At 32.9% G+C, this 16,800-nt stretch carries 20 protein-coding genes and 1 tRNA gene; 9 read left to right on the top strand and 12 right to left on the bottom strand.

Annotated features, from left to right (window positions below; translation table 11 throughout):
• Window positions 1-40: 40 nt before the first annotated feature.
• Window positions 41-1,024, top strand: a complete 984-nt coding sequence (gene obgE / locus BS621_RS03600; protein ID WP_077141841.1) for a GTPase ObgE — start codon at window positions 41-43, stop codon at window positions 1,022-1,024.
• A gap of 86 nt (window positions 1,025-1,110) precedes the next feature.
• Window positions 1,111-1,293: a hypothetical protein gene (locus BS621_RS03595; protein WP_011862263.1), complete on the top strand. Its 183-nt coding sequence runs from the start codon at window positions 1,111-1,113 to the stop codon at window positions 1,291-1,293.
• A 70-nt stretch (window positions 1,294-1,363) separates the two neighbouring features.
• On the opposite strand, the gene BS621_RS03590 is transcribed toward BS621_RS03595, so the two are convergent.
• Window positions 1,364-1,582 carry a CP12 domain-containing protein gene (locus BS621_RS03590; protein ID WP_011817713.1) on the bottom strand — a complete coding sequence of 73 codons (219 nt, stop codon included), beginning with the start codon at window positions 1,580-1,582 and terminating at the stop codon, window positions 1,364-1,366.
• Between the two features lie 118 nt (window positions 1,583-1,700).
• Window positions 1,701-2,654 (bottom strand): glutathione S-transferase family protein, encoded by a 954-nt coding sequence (locus tag BS621_RS03585; protein WP_077141840.1) that lies wholly within the window; start codon window positions 2,652-2,654, stop codon window positions 1,701-1,703.
• 23 nt (window positions 2,655-2,677) lie between these two features.
• Here BS621_RS03585 and BS621_RS03580 point away from each other — a divergent pair, with 23 nt between their 5' ends.
• A complete protein-coding gene (locus BS621_RS03580) occupies window positions 2,678-3,583 on the top strand; it encodes an aspartoacylase (RefSeq protein WP_077141839.1) in 906 nt (301 codons plus the stop codon).
• 117 nt (window positions 3,584-3,700) lie between these two features.
• On the opposite strand, the gene BS621_RS09700 is transcribed toward BS621_RS03580, so the two are convergent.
• On the bottom strand, window positions 3,701-3,829 hold the full coding sequence (locus tag BS621_RS09700; protein WP_257008958.1) for a hypothetical protein: 129 nt from the start codon (window positions 3,827-3,829) through the stop codon (window positions 3,701-3,703).
• Between the two features lie 188 nt (window positions 3,830-4,017).
• Between BS621_RS09700 and psbA the strand changes: the two genes are divergently transcribed.
• Together psbA and aroC are read left to right on the top strand one after the other, a co-directional pair.
• Window positions 4,018-5,100: a photosystem II q(b) protein gene (psbA, locus tag BS621_RS03575; RefSeq protein WP_002805533.1), complete on the top strand. Its 1,083-nt coding sequence runs from the start codon at window positions 4,018-4,020 to the stop codon at window positions 5,098-5,100.
• A gap of 108 nt (window positions 5,101-5,208) precedes the next feature.
• Window positions 5,209-6,306: a chorismate synthase gene (gene aroC, locus BS621_RS03570; protein ID WP_077141838.1), complete on the top strand. Its 1,098-nt coding sequence runs from the start codon at window positions 5,209-5,211 to the stop codon at window positions 6,304-6,306.
• A gap of 34 nt (window positions 6,307-6,340) precedes the next feature.
• On the opposite strand, the gene BS621_RS03565 is transcribed toward aroC, so the two are convergent.
• The 6 genes from BS621_RS03565 to isiD form a co-directional block, all read right to left on the bottom strand.
• Window positions 6,341-6,967 carry a bifunctional 4-hydroxy-2-oxoglutarate aldolase/2-dehydro-3-deoxy-phosphogluconate aldolase gene (locus BS621_RS03565; RefSeq protein WP_077141837.1) on the bottom strand — a complete coding sequence of 209 codons (627 nt, stop codon included), beginning with the start codon at window positions 6,965-6,967 and terminating at the stop codon, window positions 6,341-6,343.
• 20 nt (window positions 6,968-6,987) lie between these two features.
• Window positions 6,988-8,841: an ATP-dependent zinc metalloprotease FtsH gene (ftsH, locus tag BS621_RS03560; protein ID WP_077141836.1), complete on the bottom strand. Its 1,854-nt coding sequence runs from the start codon at window positions 8,839-8,841 to the stop codon at window positions 6,988-6,990.
• Window positions 8,842-8,887: 46 nt separating this feature from the next.
• Window positions 8,888-10,063 (bottom strand): sulfate adenylyltransferase, encoded by a 1,176-nt coding sequence (gene sat, locus BS621_RS03555; protein ID WP_077141835.1) that lies wholly within the window; start codon window positions 10,061-10,063, stop codon window positions 8,888-8,890.
• Between the two features lie 70 nt (window positions 10,064-10,133).
• Window positions 10,134-10,928 (bottom strand): photosystem II manganese-stabilizing polypeptide, encoded by a 795-nt coding sequence (locus tag BS621_RS03550; RefSeq protein WP_025890347.1) that lies wholly within the window; start codon window positions 10,926-10,928, stop codon window positions 10,134-10,136.
• 226 nt (window positions 10,929-11,154) lie between these two features.
• A complete protein-coding gene (coaBC, locus tag BS621_RS03545) occupies window positions 11,155-12,402 on the bottom strand; it encodes a bifunctional phosphopantothenoylcysteine decarboxylase/phosphopantothenate--cysteine ligase CoaBC (protein WP_077141834.1) in 1,248 nt (415 codons plus the stop codon).
• Entirely contained in the window at window positions 12,392-12,613 is a 222-nt protein-coding gene (gene isiD / locus BS621_RS03540) for a protein IsiD (RefSeq protein ID WP_025971674.1), read from the bottom strand. Before isiD ends, coaBC begins: the two co-directional genes overlap by 11 nt.
• A gap of 219 nt (window positions 12,614-12,832) precedes the next feature.
• Here isiD and BS621_RS03535 point away from each other — a divergent pair, with 219 nt between their 5' ends.
• Together BS621_RS03535 and BS621_RS03530 are read left to right on the top strand one after the other, a co-directional pair.
• Window positions 12,833-13,033 (top strand): hypothetical protein, encoded by a 201-nt coding sequence (locus BS621_RS03535; protein ID WP_077141833.1) that lies wholly within the window; start codon window positions 12,833-12,835, stop codon window positions 13,031-13,033.
• An 11-nt stretch (window positions 13,034-13,044) separates the two neighbouring features.
• On the top strand, window positions 13,045-13,386 hold the full coding sequence (locus BS621_RS03530) for a DUF565 domain-containing protein (protein ID WP_077141832.1): 342 nt from the start codon (window positions 13,045-13,047) through the stop codon (window positions 13,384-13,386).
• 2 nt (window positions 13,387-13,388) lie between these two features.
• Here BS621_RS03530 and BS621_RS03525 read toward each other — a convergent pair whose 3' ends face one another.
• Together BS621_RS03525 and BS621_RS03520 are read right to left on the bottom strand one after the other, a co-directional pair.
• Window positions 13,389-14,405, bottom strand: coding sequence for an aspartate carbamoyltransferase catalytic subunit (locus BS621_RS03525; protein WP_077141831.1), 1,017 nt, complete (start codon window positions 14,403-14,405; stop codon window positions 13,389-13,391).
• Between the two features lie 21 nt (window positions 14,406-14,426).
• Window positions 14,427-15,011, bottom strand: a complete 585-nt coding sequence (locus BS621_RS03520) for a DNA-3-methyladenine glycosylase (protein WP_077141830.1) — start codon at window positions 15,009-15,011, stop codon at window positions 14,427-14,429.
• A gap of 170 nt (window positions 15,012-15,181) precedes the next feature.
• Here BS621_RS03520 and gatC point away from each other — a divergent pair, with 170 nt between their 5' ends.
• Window positions 15,182-15,475: an Asp-tRNA(Asn)/Glu-tRNA(Gln) amidotransferase subunit GatC gene (gene gatC, locus BS621_RS03515; protein WP_077141829.1), complete on the top strand. Its 294-nt coding sequence runs from the start codon at window positions 15,182-15,184 to the stop codon at window positions 15,473-15,475.
• Between the two features lie 5 nt (window positions 15,476-15,480).
• Here gatC and BS621_RS03510 read toward each other — a convergent pair whose 3' ends face one another.
• Complete coding sequence (locus BS621_RS03510; protein WP_237073303.1) at window positions 15,481-16,287, bottom strand: fatty acid desaturase; 807 nt, start codon at window positions 16,285-16,287, stop codon at window positions 15,481-15,483.
• A 382-nt stretch (window positions 16,288-16,669) separates the two neighbouring features.
• On the opposite strand from BS621_RS03510, the gene BS621_RS03505 reads away from it, so the two are divergent.
• Window positions 16,670-16,751 (top strand) — tRNA-Leu (locus BS621_RS03505).
• Window positions 16,752-16,800 lie beyond the last annotated feature (49 nt).

The raw sequence follows: 16,800 nt of genomic DNA, 5'->3' as shown, positions 1-16,800 counted from the left end.
AATTTAAAAAACCTAGAAAACAATTTAATAAGCGTATTAAGTGCAATTTATTGATCAAGCAAACATTATTCTTAAAGCTGGAAAAGGCGGAAATGGCATAGTTTCATTTAGAAGAGAAAAATTCGTTCCTGCTGGAGGACCCTCGGGGGGAAATGGTGGCAGAGGGGGTTCAGTTATTTTGATGGCTGATAATAATCTTCAAACATTATTAGATTTCAAATTCAAACGAGAAATAATTGCTGAAGATGGATGCAAAGGAGGTCCTAATAAGAGATCAGGTGCTTCAGGTGAGGATAGAATCCTTAAAGTTCCCTGCGGCACAGAAATAAGAGATATTAAAACCGGCATTATTTTAGGAGACTTAACTAAAGATAAACAGAGTTTAACAATTGCCATTGGAGGAAGAGGTGGACATGGTAATGCTTACTATTTAAGTAATCAAAATAGAGCTCCAGAATCATTCACTGAAGGAAAAGATGGTGAAATATGGGAGGTTCAATTAGAACTAAAACTTCTTGCAGAGGTTGGGATTATAGGCCTTCCAAATGCTGGGAAAAGTACTTTGATTTCCGTTGTATCATCTGCACGTCCAAAAATCGCAAATTATCCTTTCACGACCCTAATACCTAACTTAGGTGTAGTAAGAAAAATTGATGGGAATGGTTGCCTTTTTGCTGATATTCCTGGATTAATATCAGGTGCAGCTGATGGAGTAGGTTTAGGGCATGATTTTTTAAGGCACATCCAAAGAACGAAGATACTTGTTCACTTAATTGATGCAATTGCAGAAAATCCTTTACATGATTTTGAGATTATTGAGCAGGAATTAAAAAAATATGGGAAAGGTCTTTTAGATAAAGAGAGGATAATAGTGTTAAATAAAATGGAGCTGGTAGATGATGATTATTTGAAAATAATTACAAAAAAGTTAGAAGATTTATCAAAAAAGAAAGTTTTAGTTATTTCTTCATCTTTAAAAAAAGGTTTATCCTCACTGCTTTCTGAAGTTTGGAAAAGGATCTAACTGAAATTAAAAATTTTTTTGTAAATAAATACACTTGATTTAATAATGAAAATTAGCCATAAATAAGATAATTCTCTAAACAAAATATGAATTTCTACAGTTGTTTTGATAAACAAGGAAAAATAATAGCTAGATGTCAAACCATTCAAGATATTGAGGTTCTTAAGAAAATGGGAAGACCGATTGTAGAAGTTAAGGAAATGAAAAATGAAGAGTCGGTGGTATGTTCTCTGACAGGTAGCCCATCAGATTTTAATATGGATTACTAAAAGAATTCAAGAAATAAAAAAAGGGCTCAAAAGCCCTTTTTTTTATGCATTATCTAATAATTAAGGTAACTTAATCATCATAAACAAGACATTCTGGTTCATCTGGGTTGGCGTCGCAAAATAATTCCAAAGCATTAGGGTCATGTTTATCTTCTGGATGATGATCCTTATATTCTTCGAGTTCTTTTAGCTCTTCAGTTAAATGTCTGACCTTTGGAAGATTGCCCTCTGCTTTTGCAGATTCGATTTCCGATTGATCTTTTTGGATGTGTTCGTCAATGGATTTCATTTTAAGCTTTTCGTACTTTAGTAGACATACATAACATAGTTAATTTCTAATGAAATTGCATTATCTATGAACTAAATAAGTGTTCATTACAACATCATTTTTTTTTTGAAATTGATTTTTATATTTTTTCGACTTCTATTCTCATTATTTTCTCTAGCGATGGTAACACTGGGATTAGTTGATTTGGGTTTAAAGGGAATAAAGCTTTGTAGTAATCTTTTTTCCATTCATTGTCAAAGCATGTCCTTTTTACGTTAGATAATTTAAAGAATTTTAATCTCCATTCAATAATCTTTTCAAAACTTGATAGTTCCTGTTCAGTACATTTGAAAAGTTTGCTATATATTAATTCCCATCTTATAAGCGTTGGAAAAAGGTAAATATCTGCGTAGGTTAACTCTTCTCCAAATATCCAGTCCCCTTTATTTTTCTGCAGTAAATTTTCAATTTCATTTATAGCTGCGAAAAGATTTTTACTTGCTTTATCGTAAGCTGACTGGTTTCTGGCGAAACCACATTTATATACACCATCATTAATGCTGTTATTAATTAAATCTAAAAAATTTTGATTACCATCTTTAATACTCAATGCTTGATATTTCGATTCATTTTTTATTGAATTTAGTAGTCTTATGATCTGTGAACTTTCATTAGAAAGAATATTTACTTCATCTTTTACAAAGCTAATTAAAAGAGGTAATGTCGCTCTAAAAATAGTCTTTTTATTAGCTTTTTTGTAAAGGTCTGAAAGTCTCATGCATCCCTTAATCTTTGTATTGAAAATCCATTCGCCATGCTCAACATCTGCCTTTAAAAAAATTACTTTAACTTTTTTAGATAAATCTTTTATTTCTTGTACGAGTAAAGTTCTTTGACACCATGGACAAGAATGACCTACTAATAAATAAATTTGTCCATTTTCATTATTAATATCGTATTCACTATTTATGGTTATACCTTTAGGCCTTTTATAATTACCATGTATATCTGATGGTGCGAAGCCATTCATTAATTGAGTCCAATACCAAAACCAGAATTTTCTGGAGGCCTTTATAAGGTATTTATTTTGCATAAAATTTTATTTTTAAAGAAAAAATGACTGTTCAAAGAATACTTATCGTTTCAGGCACTCATGGGAATGAAATTAATCCTGTTTGGGCTGTTAAGCAATTTAATAGAAAAGAAAATAGTTTAAATAATGGTATTGATTATGAGTTCATCATAGGTAATCCTGCTGCCTATGAAAAAGGTTGCAGATATATAGATGTAGATTTAAATAGATCTTTTAAAGAAAGTGAGAATTTTGATCAACACAAGAATAGCTTTTACGAAATTAATAGAGCCAATTTTTTAGTAGATGAATTTGGAATTGATGGATCTAAACCCTGTCAAATTGCAATCGATTTGCACACAACTACTGCAAATATGGGAACAAGCATTGTTATGTATGGGAGGAGATCCAAAGATTTTTGTTTAGCTGCATTACTGCAGAACAAATTTGGATTGCCTATTTATTTGCACGAAAAAGATAAAGCCCAAACAGGCTTTCTTGTAGAAGCTTGGCCATGTGGTTTAGTTATTGAAATAGGAGCTGTCGCACAAAATTTTTATGATCCAAAAATCATAGATAGATTCTTGATAATTATTAGTTCCCTGAGGGAAGAGATAGATAAATTAAAAAACAACCTTATAGAACTACCAAGGGAATTAGTTGTTCACGTTCATCAAGGGAGTATAGATTATCCAAGAGATGAAAAAGGAGATATTGATGGCTTAATTCATCCTGAGAGAATAAACCAAGATTGGAAAATGATTAAAAAAGGAGATCCATTATTTCTGGATAGCCAAGGAATAATTCACAAATATGAAGGAGACAAATTGATTTGGCCTGTTTTTATTGGAGAAGTAGCTTATAAGGAAAAAAAAATTGCCATGAGCTACACAAAAAAAGAAGTGATTCGTTCCAATAAACTATGGGTTCAAGAGTTTGAAAGTCTTTAAATTAAGAAACCGGAACAATAAATCGCTGAAAAGTAATAAGAATTTTTTATTTAATAGATAAGTTTATTTAATATTTAATACTTTTATTTTTTTTTCTAATTTTTAAACCTTAAAACCCTAAATTCTTTCACTCCAATAAATAACAGCTCCAAAAGCCTCTAATTGCAGTCTTCTATGCTTAGCCTCTCTTAAGGAAACTACCTCTCTAGATCTTTTTCCGTTAAGAAGCCATTCGATTATTACCAAGTTGAATCCTCAATAACAAAGAAAATCTTAAGACATGGAAGTTCTTTTCTCATGTTTTTCAAAAAATAAATTTACTTAAAGAAAAAATATTTACACATTTTTAGCGATTTTGGTCTAAAATCTTCGAAGCGGAATTTATTTCCGTTTTTATTTACACGTCTCTCTTTAGAGACATACTTTACGAACTCATGACAACTATTCAGCAGCAGCGTTCTTCGCTGTTAAAAGGTTGGCCACAGTTTTGTGAGTGGGTAACATCAACTAACAACAGAATTTATGTTGGTTGGTTCGGCGTCTTAATGATTCCATGCCTTCTTACAGCAGCGGCTTGCTTCATCGTTGCATTCATCGCAGCACCACCAGTAGACATCGACGGAATTAGAGAGCCAGTTGCTGGTTCATTCCTATACGGAAACAACATCATCTCAGGTGCAGTTGTTCCTTCATCTAACGCTATTGGTCTACACTTCTACCCAATTTGGGAAGCAGCTACTGTAGATGAGTGGTTATATAACGGTGGTCCTTACCAGCTTGTAATTTTCCACTTCCTAATCGGTATCTCAGCATACATGGGAAGACAGTGGGAGCTTTCATACCGTTTAGGTATGCGTCCTTGGATCTGTGTTGCATACTCTGCACCAGTTTCAGCAGCTTTCGCAGTATTTCTTGTATACCCATTCGGTCAAGGTTCATTCTCTGACGGAATGCCTCTAGGTATCTCTGGAACATTCAACTTCATGTTTGTTTTCCAGGCAGAGCACAACATTCTTATGCACCCATTCCATATGGCTGGTGTTGCTGGTATGTTCGGAGGATCTTTATTCTCAGCTATGCACGGTTCACTTGTTACTTCATCTCTAATCAGAGAAACAACTGAGACTGAGTCTCAGAACTATGGTTACAAGTTCGGACAAGAAGAAGAAACATATAACATCGTTGCAGCTCATGGCTACTTCGGTCGTTTGATCTTCCAATATGCAAGTTTCAACAACAGCAGAAGTCTTCACTTCTTCCTAGCTGTATTCCCAGTTGTTTGTGTATGGTTAACTTCAATGGGTATCTGCACAATGGCATTCAACCTTAACGGTTTCAACTTCAACCAATCAGTTGTTGATGCGAACGGTAAGATTGTTCCTACATGGGGTGACGTTCTTAACAGAGCAAACCTAGGTATGGAAGTAATGCACGAGCGTAACGCTCACAACTTCCCACTTGATCTAGCAGCAGCTGAGTCTACAACAGTAGCTCTTTCAGCTCCAGCTATCGGTTAAGCTTAAAGTTCTTAAACTTACAGGCCCCCTTTTTGGGGGCTTTTTTTTGTTTAATTTTCAATTGGTTTCATATAATGTTTATATATAGATAAAACATTTGATATTTCTATGAGTAGTAGTTTTGGAAAAATTTTTCGCGTTAGTACTTTTGGAGAATCACATGGTGGTGCAGTAGGAGTAATCCTTGATGGATGTCCACCTAAGTTAAAAATAGATATAAATCTGATACAAAATGAATTAGATAGGCGCAGACCTGGCCAAAGTGACATTACAACACCCAGAAATGAAGAAGATAAAATTGAAATATTAAGTGGGATAAAGGAAGGGTTAACACTTGGAACTCCAATAGCAATGTTGGTAAGAAATAAGGATCAAAGACCAGGAGATTATAATAATTTGGAGCAGGTATTTAGACCTTCTCATGCGGATGGTACATATCATCTGAAATATGGAATTCAGGCAAGTTCTGGCGGTGGTAGAGCCTCTGCTAGAGAAACAATTGGGAGAGTAGCTGCTGGTGCTGTAGCAAAACAATTATTAAAAACCTTCTGTAACACTGAAATACTATCTTGGGTAAAGCGTATACATGATATTGATTCTGATATAAATAAAGAGAAGATTTCTCTCAAAAAAATAGATTCTAATATTGTTAGATGTCCTGATGAAAAGGTATCAATAGAAATGATCGAGAGAATTAAGGAATTAAAGCGTCAAGGAGACTCTTGCGGCGGTGTTATTGAATGTCTAGTAAGAAATGTTCCCTCTGGTCTTGGAATGCCTGTTTTTGATAAATTAGAAGCTGATTTAGCAAAGGCTTTGATGTCTTTGCCTGCCACGAAAGGCTTTGAAATAGGTTCAGGTTTCTCTGGAACTTATTTAAAAGGAAGTGAACATAATGATGCCTTCATCAAGTCTGATGATAATAGTAAGTTAAGAACAACATCAAACAATTCAGGAGGTATACAGGGCGGAATAAGTAATGGTGAAAATATCGAGATGAAGATAGCTTTTAAACCTACAGCAACCATCGGGAAAGAACAGAAAACAGTGAATGCTGAAGGTAAAGAAGTACTTATGAAAGCAAAAGGGAGACACGATCCATGCGTTCTACCAAGAGCAGTTCCCATGGTTGATGCTATGGTAGCTTTAGTACTTGCTGATCATTTGCTTCTAAATCATGCTCAGTGTGACTTAATAAATAAATAGTAGTTTTGTTGAATAAATTATATTTATCCTTAACTTAATTATTTTTGAGCCATTCATATATTTTTGGATCAAATTTTTTATTTTTGATAGCTTTATCTCCAATTACAACTGCTTTATACCCTAAAGATTTATAAGTTTTTAAATCATTGATTGATAGTCCTCCAGCAGCAATGAAATCAATATTTTTATAGTTGCGTATATTTATCGAACTATCTTTACTTTTTATTGGGTAAATTTTGATAATGTTGCAATTTAAATCTATCGCTTCCTTAAGATCTTTTAAATTATTAATTCCAGGAATTAATAAATAATTTTTTGATTGCGCATAATTGAAAAGATCTTTATCCCAAAATTTCATCATCGAAAAATTTAATCCAATTTTTAAAGAATCTTTTATTGATTGCTTATTAACTATGGAGGCAGAGCCTAAATTAATTCTTGGATATTTAATTTTGATATCGGATACAAAATCGAACCAATTTTCGTTGTTAGACCAACTTATTTCAATATTCTTTAATCCTAATTTTACTAATTTTTCTAATTCTTCAAAAAATGAATTTCTTATAGAGGTATTTGAGTAAATATTAACTTCAGGTTTTATAAGTAAAAAAAAAGATTCAATTTTCAGGTACTCCGAAAAAGAATCTTCTTTATTATTCATTAAAAATTTAAAATTCCAAGTTAAATATAGTTTGCGACTTTTACTTCTGAGCGGTTGAGCAAGTCTTGGATATCTTCAGTATCTATAGTTTCTCTTTCAATTAGCATTTGAGCCATTTCGTCAAGGACAGTTCTATTGTCAGTTAAAACTTTTGTAGCTCTCTTGTAGGCAACATCAACAAGTTCTGAAACCTCTACATCAATTGTTGCGGCTGTGTCTTCAGAGAAGTCTCTTGTAGAACTCATATCTCTTCCGAGAAACATTCCACCTTGAGATTGTCCTAGTGCGACTGGACCTATTTTGTCACTCATACCGAATTTAGTGATCATTTGTCTTGCTACATTTGCAACTTGTTGTAAGTCATTTGAAGCTCCGGTTGTTACCTCTTCTTCGCCATAGACTATTTCTTCAGCAACTCTTCCACCAAGAGCTACAGCCATTTGATTTTGAAGGTAAGAACGAGAATAAAGACCAGATTCCATTCTTTCTTCACTTGGAGTAAAGAAGGTTAGCCCCCCAGCTTGACCTCTTGGAATGATTGAGACTTTTGCTACTGGATCATAATCAGGCATTAATGCTCCAACGAGTGCATGACCAGCCTCGTGATAAGCAACTAATTCTTTTTTCTTCTCACTGATGACTCTATCTTTCTTTTCTGGGCCAGCCATAACTCTTTCAATGGCATCACCGACTTCATCGTTACTTACTTTATCTAAATCTTTTCTAGCTGCTAGTATTGCTGCTTCATTTAAAAGATTAGCTAAATCTGCACCAGTAAATCCTGGTGTTCTCCTGGCAACTTTATCTAAATCAACGTCTTTTGAAAGAGTTTTATCTTTCGCATGAACATTTAATATCTGCAATCTTCCAGCATAATCTGGTCGGTCTACTGTTACCTGTCTATCGAATCTTCCAGGACGCATTAAAGCTGAATCTAAAACATCTGGTCTGTTGGTTGCAGCAACTATTATTATTCCTGAATTACCTTCAAAACCATCCATTTCGGTTAAGAGTTGATTTAATGTTTGCTCTCTTTCATCATTTCCTCCGCCCATACCAGCTCCTCTTTGTCTTCCAACTGCATCTATTTCGTCAATAAACACAATACAAGGAGCATTCTTTTTAGCTTGTTCAAAAAGATCTCTAACTCTACTAGCTCCTACCCCAACAAACATCTCTACGAATTCTGAACCAGATATTGAGAAAAAAGGTACACCTGCTTCTCCAGCTACTGCTTTAGCTAACAATGTTTTTCCAGTACCAGGAGGACCAACAAGAAGAACTCCTTTTGGAATTTTCGCTCCGACTGCAGTAAATCTATCTGGGCTCTTAAGAAAGTCTACAACTTCTGTTAGTTCTAATTTTGCTCCTTCTACACCAGCAACATCTGAAAAGGTTACTTGTGTAGATGGTTCCATTTGGAGTCTAGCTTTGCTCTTGCCAAAACTCATGGCAGGATTGCCACCTCCAGCATTACCACTTTGGGATCTTCTGAAAAGAAAAAATAGGCCTCCAATCAAAAGTACTGGGAAAATTAAGCTGCTTACAGCCTGTTGCCATGGATTGGCTAATTTTGTAGGAGTTACAGCGATATCTACATTATTCTCAGTCAGAATTTTTAATAAATCTTTGTCAGGGGCTAAATTGACCTCAGATCTGCTCCCATCATTTTCAACAACTTGAGCTGTGGCATTATCTGGAGATATTAAGACTCTACTGATTTCTTTATCTTGAACTGCCTCTATAAAATCACTATATCTTAAGGTCTTCGTCGAACTTTCAGTACTAGGTTTATCAAAAACTGAAGTACCAATGAAAATTACAGTAATGACAGCTAGGACGTAAAGTCCTACGTTTCTCCAACGTTTGTTCACGATAAAAAATCTTTAATAAATCTATAATACTAATAATAAAACAATATTAAGAGCGTCTTAGAACATCTACTACACTTTTGAATGCAAACCATTCAGGAATTGGTTCGCCATTCCTCAATTTCTTTCTAAATTCAGTACCACTAAGTTTCATAATTTCATAATTAAATTCTTTAGCTTCTTCAGCTGTTATATATCCTTTTTCCTTTGTATAAACTAAATTTTTTGAGGGAACAGTTTGCATCATCAATTCATCTGCACACTTATTCGCAAAATTCTGGGCGTCATATGGACCATAAAAATCTTCACCAGTTGACGACGACTTACAACCAGCCATATCTCTACCAATAATAAAGTGGGTGCAGCCATAATTTCTTCTGATTATCATATGTTGAAGAGCTTCTCTTGGCCCTGCCATATGCATTGAATAAGGCAAAAAAGCCCATTTTATTCTTTCATCAGATATTTCCTCTTCTAATTCTTTATAGGTCAAATATCTAACTTTTCCAGGGATATCATCTTGTTGAGTTGGCCCACAAGTAGGATGAACTAAAACAACTGAGTTAGAGGAGACATTATCTGAAAGTAAAGCATTAGTAAATAATTCATAATGTGCTCTATGAATTGGATTTCTGCATTGAAATGCAACTACATCATGATTTGATGGCAGTGAAGATCTAACTTCTTCTGGAGTTTTGCAGGGGAATTCTCTAGTTGGTAGTTCGAAACCATAAACTCTTCCTCCTATATAAAATCTCCCTCTCTCGTTAAAAATCATCTTAACAGCAGGATGATCTAAAGAATTAGTACCATAACAAAGTTCAGCTTCTAAGGATTTGTCAGGCTCCCATTTAGAGCTAACTTCTAAAACTGCTATTTTTTGTTTTTTATAAGTCAGCAATACTGTCTCTCCAGCTTTTACTTTTTCATTATTTGAATCAAATACAATAGGCAAGCCAAAAAGCAACCCATCTATATTTCTATTATTTTTAATTACCGAATTGTAGTTATTTTCATCCATAAAACCTTCCAATGGAGAAAAAGCTCCAACCATCAAAAGTTCTACATCGCATGCATTTCTCTCACTACATTCAAATTCATAAGTAGCTTTAGAGATAAGATCATTTTTAAGATTTTTATCTTTGATAATTAAATTTTTTAGTTCCCCTCCATAAGGCGGTATTAGTCCATTGGTATCTGTTTTAGTTTTTTGTTGTAATTCCATTTTTTAAATTGATAAAAAAATTTTGAAAAAAAAAAGAGGGGTTTAACCCCCTTTTTCTCTTAAGCAGGGTTTATGCCTTTCTTCCGTAAAGCTCCCCAATTATTTTTACATCAAGTGGATCCTTTGAACCCATATCTGTATCTGAAGGTTGGATTGCTTCAAAAGTACCAGCAAATTCGTCTGTGTCAGAATCTACATTGTTGATGGAAAGAGTAATAACACCAGTACCGTTTACATCAACTTTAATATTTTCTTTGGCAAGTTCTTCGTCGTCTCCTCCTAATGCAACTAAACCTTGAGCATATTCAACACCAGTATTTTTAGCTCTTGCCTTAGGATCTAGAAAGTCACCAGTTCTGTAGTTAGGTGTAAATGTTGAACCACTAACCTCAGTGCCTGGCTCAATAGATGAAGGTAAATCAGCTGTAAGATCTTTTGCTGAGAATGCAAATGGCACCTCTAAACCACCAGGAGTTAATACAGTAATAAGTTGAAAATCAATACCACCCTTTTCAGTAAAAGTTCCTGAATCTATATCTCCATAAACCTCTGTCACTGTGGTGTTATTTCTAGGACTAATAATTTTTGTAGAAACAAATTCTGCAGCTTTTCTTTTTGTTCCTGGCACTTTTACATAAACTTCTGTTGGATGCATGCATATTCCTTTGAGGCTATCTCCATTACCTAAAGATATTGATCCGACAAGAGATGAGTCTAATGTAGGACAATCATTAGCTTTTCCTGTATTAACAACATCTGTAAATTGTGCATTTCCTCTTTCAGAAAAAGCAAATGTTTTAACAGGTACGAAAGCAAAAGTTATGCAAATAGAAATAACAAAAGCTAGGAAAGAACGAATTCTCATAATTAAAGTTGCAGTAAAGTTCTGTGGCAATAGATTAAAGGTCATCTAATAAGTTCAGTACGGATATTACAAGGGAAAGGACCATAAAAGATAGGACTATTAAATCCTCGAAACAACCCGTAGCTTTTTAGATTTTAAAAAACTGGAATTATTTTAAGCTATCACATTATTTTTAATGATTAAGATTACAAAAAAATACAAATTAAAAAATATTTTTTTATTTTTTTTATGAAATAATTTTGGTTATTAATTTATTTGCTAAATCAATTTTTGATGTTTTGTTAATGTAATGTTCCATATTGTTAGTATCGAATAGCCAACCTTCATTTTGTGCCAAAAAGCCAAATCCTTGGCCTTCAAGATCAATTGGATTGGCGAATAGATAATCACAACCCTTTTGGATAATCTTTTCTTTAATTGTCATTCGTGCTTCTTCGATAGATCCTGTAAAAGCACAAAAGCCTACAAAAACTTGGTTATCTTTTTTTGATTTACTAATTGTTTTTAAAATATCTGGGACTAGCTCAAAGTTTTGATTTAAGTGAGCATTAATTTGATTTTTTGGAATTTTAGCTGAAGTATCAGAGGTTATCTTGAAATCAGATACTGCTGCATTCATGAAAAAATAATCGCAATTTGATATTTCATTATTAAGTGCCCTAATTAAATCAAAACTAGTTTCAATTTCATATCTTTTTATTCCATCAGTAAGATTTTTATCGATTTTCAGGGGCCCATGAACATATTTTACTTGTGCTCCCCTGAACCTCGCTACTTGAGAAAGAAGTAGGCCCATAGCTCCAGAACTTTTGTTAGTAATGTGTCTTGCCGCGTCAATTTTCTCTGAGGTACATCCTCCAGTTATTAAAATTTCTTTATTAATCAAATCTTTGCGATATTCATTTTGTTTGTGTGAAGCTATAAATTCGAGAGCTAATTGTATTAGATCATTTGGAGGTATTTTACCGATGCCAATAGCATCGCATGCTAAGAGGCCTTCACTTGGTTGCAAAGACAAAACATTTTCGTAATTCTGTAAATTCTCATAATTTTTTTGTACAGCTTTATTTAGCCACATTTGTGAATTCATTGCTGGTGCAACAATAATTGGCTTTATATTTCCTATTAAGATGCTAGAGATTAATCCCTCTGCATTTCCAGTTACCCATTTTGCTAATGTTGTCGCTGTTAAAGGGGCGATGATTAAAATATCAGCCCAATTACTTAGTTCTATGTGAAGAGGTGTTGATTGACTATCAGACCATTGATCATTTTCTAAAATGCAAGGGTTTCTACTTAAAATAGAAAGAGAAAGCGGCTTTATTAATTTTTCTGCATTTTTTGATAAAACGCATCTTATTTCATAATTTTCTTTTGCTAATTGGCTAACTAATAATGGAATTCTTACAGCCGCAATACTCCCAGTTATTAATAAAAGAACCTTTATTTTGGAGTCCTTACTTTTAGTTTTCATCGAAAGGTTCCTGATCGAGGAGATGGGTATAATTAGTTGTTAATTCAGGTCTATTGATTGCAAGAGCCCTCAGTAAGTGCCAATCTTTTAAACCATCAAATGGAGTATTATAGTTATCTTCTTCTAGCCTTTTAGCGAGCTCAAGAGTCATTTCTTCATCAAAAGAATTTACTAATTCTTCACTTATTTTATTTTCAGAAATGAATTTCATATTGAGTAAAGTCAATATACTTTAATAATAATGCCTCAAGGAATTATTTAGAATTGATATAAAAATTAAGTAAATATTTTCAAGGATATTATAGTTTTCAAATTTCATAATCTTTTCAAATTATTGTAAGGTCATTTATCTTCATTCTCAGTCATAAATATGCAAACTCCCCTTTTCAAAAATAATCTTTCTTAAAATATCGATGTAAAAATCTATATTATGTCGCAAAACAAAAGAGAGCAAGTCATTAGTCACATACGCTATTTAAGGCAAGAGCTTAGAGAAATGCATTTAGGAATAAATGAAGATGATCTTTTCCCTGAACCAGGCGAATTAAGAGGATTAATGGCTCAGTTGGAAGCGTTACTTGAATTAATAGAAGGAAATACTAAAATTCAATCAAACTCTGAAGCCGCTTAGTTTAAAGCAAAATGGTTGTTAAACCTCAAAAGACAAAATTTCAGCTAAAAATTGTGGAAAATATTCAGACATTAAGTATTTGGGCTAATAATCCATGGCGAAGATATTCAATATCATTGATTACACTTTTAATAGGCTACTTTTTTGGAAGTTCTCTTGGTATGGTAAGTGCCGTTGTGGAACTCATGGATCCTGTAGCTGCTTTTTTATCAGTAGTTTTTGTTGAGTTTTTAATAGCTCTAAGACGAAATTTTAGATTTGAAAGGAAAAAGAAATTTTTAGTACTTTTATTAGATTCTTTAAGATTGGGATTATTTTATGGTTTCTTTACTGAAAGTCTTAAGTTGCTATAAATTTACTTGTTGTGTTTTTGCAATAGATAAAGCAAAGCCATTCTTATAGGGATACCATTTGCAACTTGATTATTAATTAAGCAATTAGGATATCGATCTACCACTTGGCTACTTATTTCAATATCTCTGTTTATGGGACCAGGATGTAGAATTGGTATTCCTTTATTATTTAAAGATAATTTCTCTAGGGTTAAGCCATAATCTAAACTATATGAATCAATGCTACTTAGTAAATTTTTAATCATTCTCTCTTTCTGGAGTCTTAAAACAACAATCGCATCTGCAATTTTTATTGATTCTTCCAATGATCTAGAAATTGTTACAGAACCTCTTGATTTAACAGGATCTTCTGTTTGATTTGGCGCAGGGGTTTTTAAAAAATGGATAAATTCATCAGATATTAATGTCTTAGGACCACATAAGATTATATCTGCGCCGAATGCACTCAAAGCCCAAAGATTTGACCTTGCAACCCTTGAATGATTAACGTCTCCAATTATTAAAATTTTTTTGGAATTTAAAACCTCTGGATTCAGTGTTTTTTTGGAAAAGAACTTTATCAATGTATACATGTCAAGCAATCCTTGGCTGGGGTGACTATGTAATCCATCTCCCGCATTAAGAACCGAAGTCTTGGAATTTATTGCATCAAGTTTTTTTGCGATCTCAAAGGTTATGTAACTTGATGAATGTCTGATAACTAATGTATCCGCCCCCATAGCAGAATAAGTTATGGCTGTATCAATTATTGTTTCGCCTTTTGTTAAAGAGCTGGAGGATGGCGCAAACGTTTGCACATCAGCAGACAGTCTTTTTGCTGCAAGCTCAAAACTATTTTTTGTTCTTGTACTAGCTTCAAAAAATAAAGAAGTTACCAAAGTCCCTTGTAAGGCCGGTAGCTTTTTTGTTCCTGCATTCTTAAGTGCATCAAATCTATTAGCTAATTCAAATACTGACTCATAATCTTTAATTGAAAAATTAGCTAGTGTGTGAATATGTTTATGAGGCCAAATTTGCATTACGCTTAAAAAGATAAATGATCATTGAAATTTAGGTGTTTTGTCACCTTTTAATCTTTTACTTACACTCCTACTATTTTTGAGATACCAACGCCATTTTATATTTTTTGCCTTTGATATGCCAATTCTCGTAGTTTGAATGAGATCTTTTTCTTTTAGAGTGGATTTTCGTGGAGAAATCCATAGAGATTTGTTATTAAGAACTTCAAGTGAGTTAAATGAAATGTCTACTCTGAATGTTTTAGTTACCAGGCCAGGTCCAGAAGCTAATCTTTCATTTTTATTAGAGATAAAAACTGATCTTATTAAAACACCACTCGCAAAATTTTCTTTATCAGTAACTATGTTTAAACAATGATGAATGCCATAAGATTTGTAAATATAAAATGTGCCAGGTTTGCCAAATAATGATTTGTTTGATTCAGTCATTTTGCGGTAGCCATGACAGGCCTCTTCTTCCTGTGAATAAGCTTCTGTTTCAACAATTACTCCTTTAACTTGATCTATCTCATTATTTTTTTTTATGAGGTGACAGCCTATTAAATCAGGAGCAACAAGTTTAGAGTGCCGATAAAAAAAATTTTTTGGAAATAATTCTTCTTCTATTTTTCAATGCCTATCTAGTATTATATTTAGCTGAGAAAAATATTTAAGGCTATTAATTGATATTGATTTTTAAAAAGATGTGATTATTCTTTAAATTATTTGAAATTCAAAAGATATGTAAATAAGTTGTTCTTAATAAACTATTATTTAATAAGAAAGATATTAAAGGTATGACAAAAATAACTAAAGAGGAAGTAAAAAAAGTTGCTCATTTAGCTAGATTAGAACTTAACGAGAATGAAATTAATAATCATGCAGAACAATTAGAAAAGATATTGGACTATATAAGACAACTTGAAAAAATTGATACAGATGACGTCCCCTGTACAACAAGAGCAATAGAGGTTGTAAATGTATTTAGAAAAGACGAAAAGAAAAATTCTGATTGCAATGAAGAACTTTTAGAATTGGGTCCATCGCGGGAAGATAAATATTATAAAGTACCAAAAATCATTAATGAATAAGAAAGTTAGTTGCTACCAATAAATGTTTTGTTGACTATCTTTAATAAAAATTTTTTTATTTTAAAGCCTGGATATAAATTTATGATTTTTCTTATTTTCCCCCTCTTTTTGCTATGACTCCTTACACCTATTAATAAATCATAAATAAAGTTAAAAACGTCTTCTTTACTTTCAAATATCCCAACCCTTTGAGGGGAGCCTTTTTTATCTAATAAAGGCTTAGTTTTTTCATAAGCGATTTTGTATTCAAACCAAGGAATAGAAGGCCAAAGATGATGAATGAGATGGTAATTTTGTCCCATTATTAATAAATTCATAAATTTGCTTGGATAAACTCGAGAATTTATCCATTTATTTCTTGATCGAAATGGTCTATGGGGTAGATAATCAAAAAATATTCCTAAAGTGACTCCTACCATTAATGCTGGCCCGAACCATAAATTATAAATTAAATTCATAAAGTCAAATTTCAAACCTGCCAAGATAATCGTTATAAATATGGATCTTTCAATTCCCCATTGTAGTAATTCATATCTTCGCCAGAGTTTTCTTTGAAAGAAAAACACCTCATGATAAAAAAATCTTGGAGCAATTAGCCAAATTGGACCAAAAGTACTGACAATATGATCTGGATCATTTTTGGGGTGATTTACGTGAATATGATGTTGTAAATGAACTCTCGTAAAAACTGGGAAGCTAAACCCTAATAAAATAGCTGAGCCATGGCCCATTGCTTGGTTTATCCAAGGAACTGGATGAGCAGCTTTATGACAGGCATCATGAATAACAGTACCTTCAATATGTAAAGCCAAAAAAGCAGTAGCTACAAGTAAAGGTAAAGGCCAAACACCTCTATACCATTGCCATATGCTAAGAAAAGCGAGAAAATAACCGCCAAAAAATAAACCTAATGTTGGATTCCAAAAACCTGGCGGATCTACGTAATTTTTAATCTCTTTTTGCCAATTAAATGTTTTTGAAGAATTAGTATTTTTCGTTGTATTTTTACTGGTTAAGTTTGAAATCGTTTCTTTTATTCTTTAGATAATATAACTAATATTTTTAGATGATTGCATGCTTAAACATAAAAAATTTCTTTTAGGAGATTTTTAATTTAATTTTAATGTGTCAAATTAATCATCTTAAGAAAAAAAATTCTTAAAATATACCTCTTTCAATTATTATTTTATAAGAGCGGTCGTGGCGGAATTGGTAGACGCGCGAGTTTTAGGTACTCGTATCTTAGGGTGTGGGAGTTCAAGTCTCCCCGACCGCACTTAAGGAAATTCTGATAGATAGTTTTTTATTGATATCTACTCTTATAC

It is taken from the genome of Prochlorococcus sp. RS04 (genome assembly GCF_001989455.1).
Lineage (GTDB): Bacteria > Cyanobacteriota > Cyanobacteriia > PCC-6307 > Cyanobiaceae > Prochlorococcus_A.
Note: the sequence above shows the minus strand (reverse complement) of the source record. Positions and strands in the feature narration are given on the sequence as shown.

Excerpts from the sequence above, each read along its gene's own strand:
- coaBC (WP_077141834.1), bottom strand. The coding sequence starts at position 12,402 with ATGAAAACTAAAAGTAAGGACTCCAAAATAAAGGTTCTTTTATTAATA.
- BS621_RS03530 (WP_077141832.1), top strand. The coding sequence starts at position 13,045 with ATGGTTGTTAAACCTCAAAAGACAAAATTTCAGCTAAAAATTGTGGAA.
- psbA (WP_002805533.1), top strand. The coding sequence starts at position 4,018 with ATGACAACTATTCAGCAGCAGCGTTCTTCGCTGTTAAAAGGTTGGCCA.
- BS621_RS03595 (WP_011862263.1), top strand. The coding sequence starts at position 1,111 with ATGAATTTCTACAGTTGTTTTGATAAACAAGGAAAAATAATAGCTAGA.
- aroC (WP_077141838.1), top strand. The coding sequence starts at position 5,209 with ATGAGTAGTAGTTTTGGAAAAATTTTTCGCGTTAGTACTTTTGGAGAA.
- BS621_RS03580 (WP_077141839.1), top strand. The coding sequence starts at position 2,678 with ATGACTGTTCAAAGAATACTTATCGTTTCAGGCACTCATGGGAATGAA.
- BS621_RS03565 (WP_077141837.1), bottom strand. The coding sequence starts at position 6,967 with ATGAATAATAAAGAAGATTCTTTTTCGGAGTACCTGAAAATTGAATCT.
- sat (WP_077141835.1), bottom strand. The coding sequence starts at position 10,063 with ATGGAATTACAACAAAAAACTAAAACAGATACCAATGGACTAATACCG.
- isiD (WP_025971674.1), bottom strand. The coding sequence starts at position 12,613 with ATGAAATTCATTTCTGAAAATAAAATAAGTGAAGAATTAGTAAATTCT.
- BS621_RS03525 (WP_077141831.1), bottom strand. The coding sequence starts at position 14,405 with ATGCAAATTTGGCCTCATAAACATATTCACACACTAGCTAATTTTTCA.
- BS621_RS03535 (WP_077141833.1), top strand. The coding sequence starts at position 12,833 with ATGTCGCAAAACAAAAGAGAGCAAGTCATTAGTCACATACGCTATTTA.
- gatC (WP_077141829.1), top strand. The coding sequence starts at position 15,182 with ATGACAAAAATAACTAAAGAGGAAGTAAAAAAAGTTGCTCATTTAGCT.
- BS621_RS03550 (WP_025890347.1), bottom strand. The coding sequence starts at position 10,928 with ATGAGAATTCGTTCTTTCCTAGCTTTTGTTATTTCTATTTGCATAACT.
- BS621_RS03585 (WP_077141840.1), bottom strand. The coding sequence starts at position 2,654 with ATGCAAAATAAATACCTTATAAAGGCCTCCAGAAAATTCTGGTTTTGG.
- BS621_RS03590 (WP_011817713.1), bottom strand. The coding sequence starts at position 1,582 with ATGAAATCCATTGACGAACACATCCAAAAAGATCAATCGGAAATCGAA.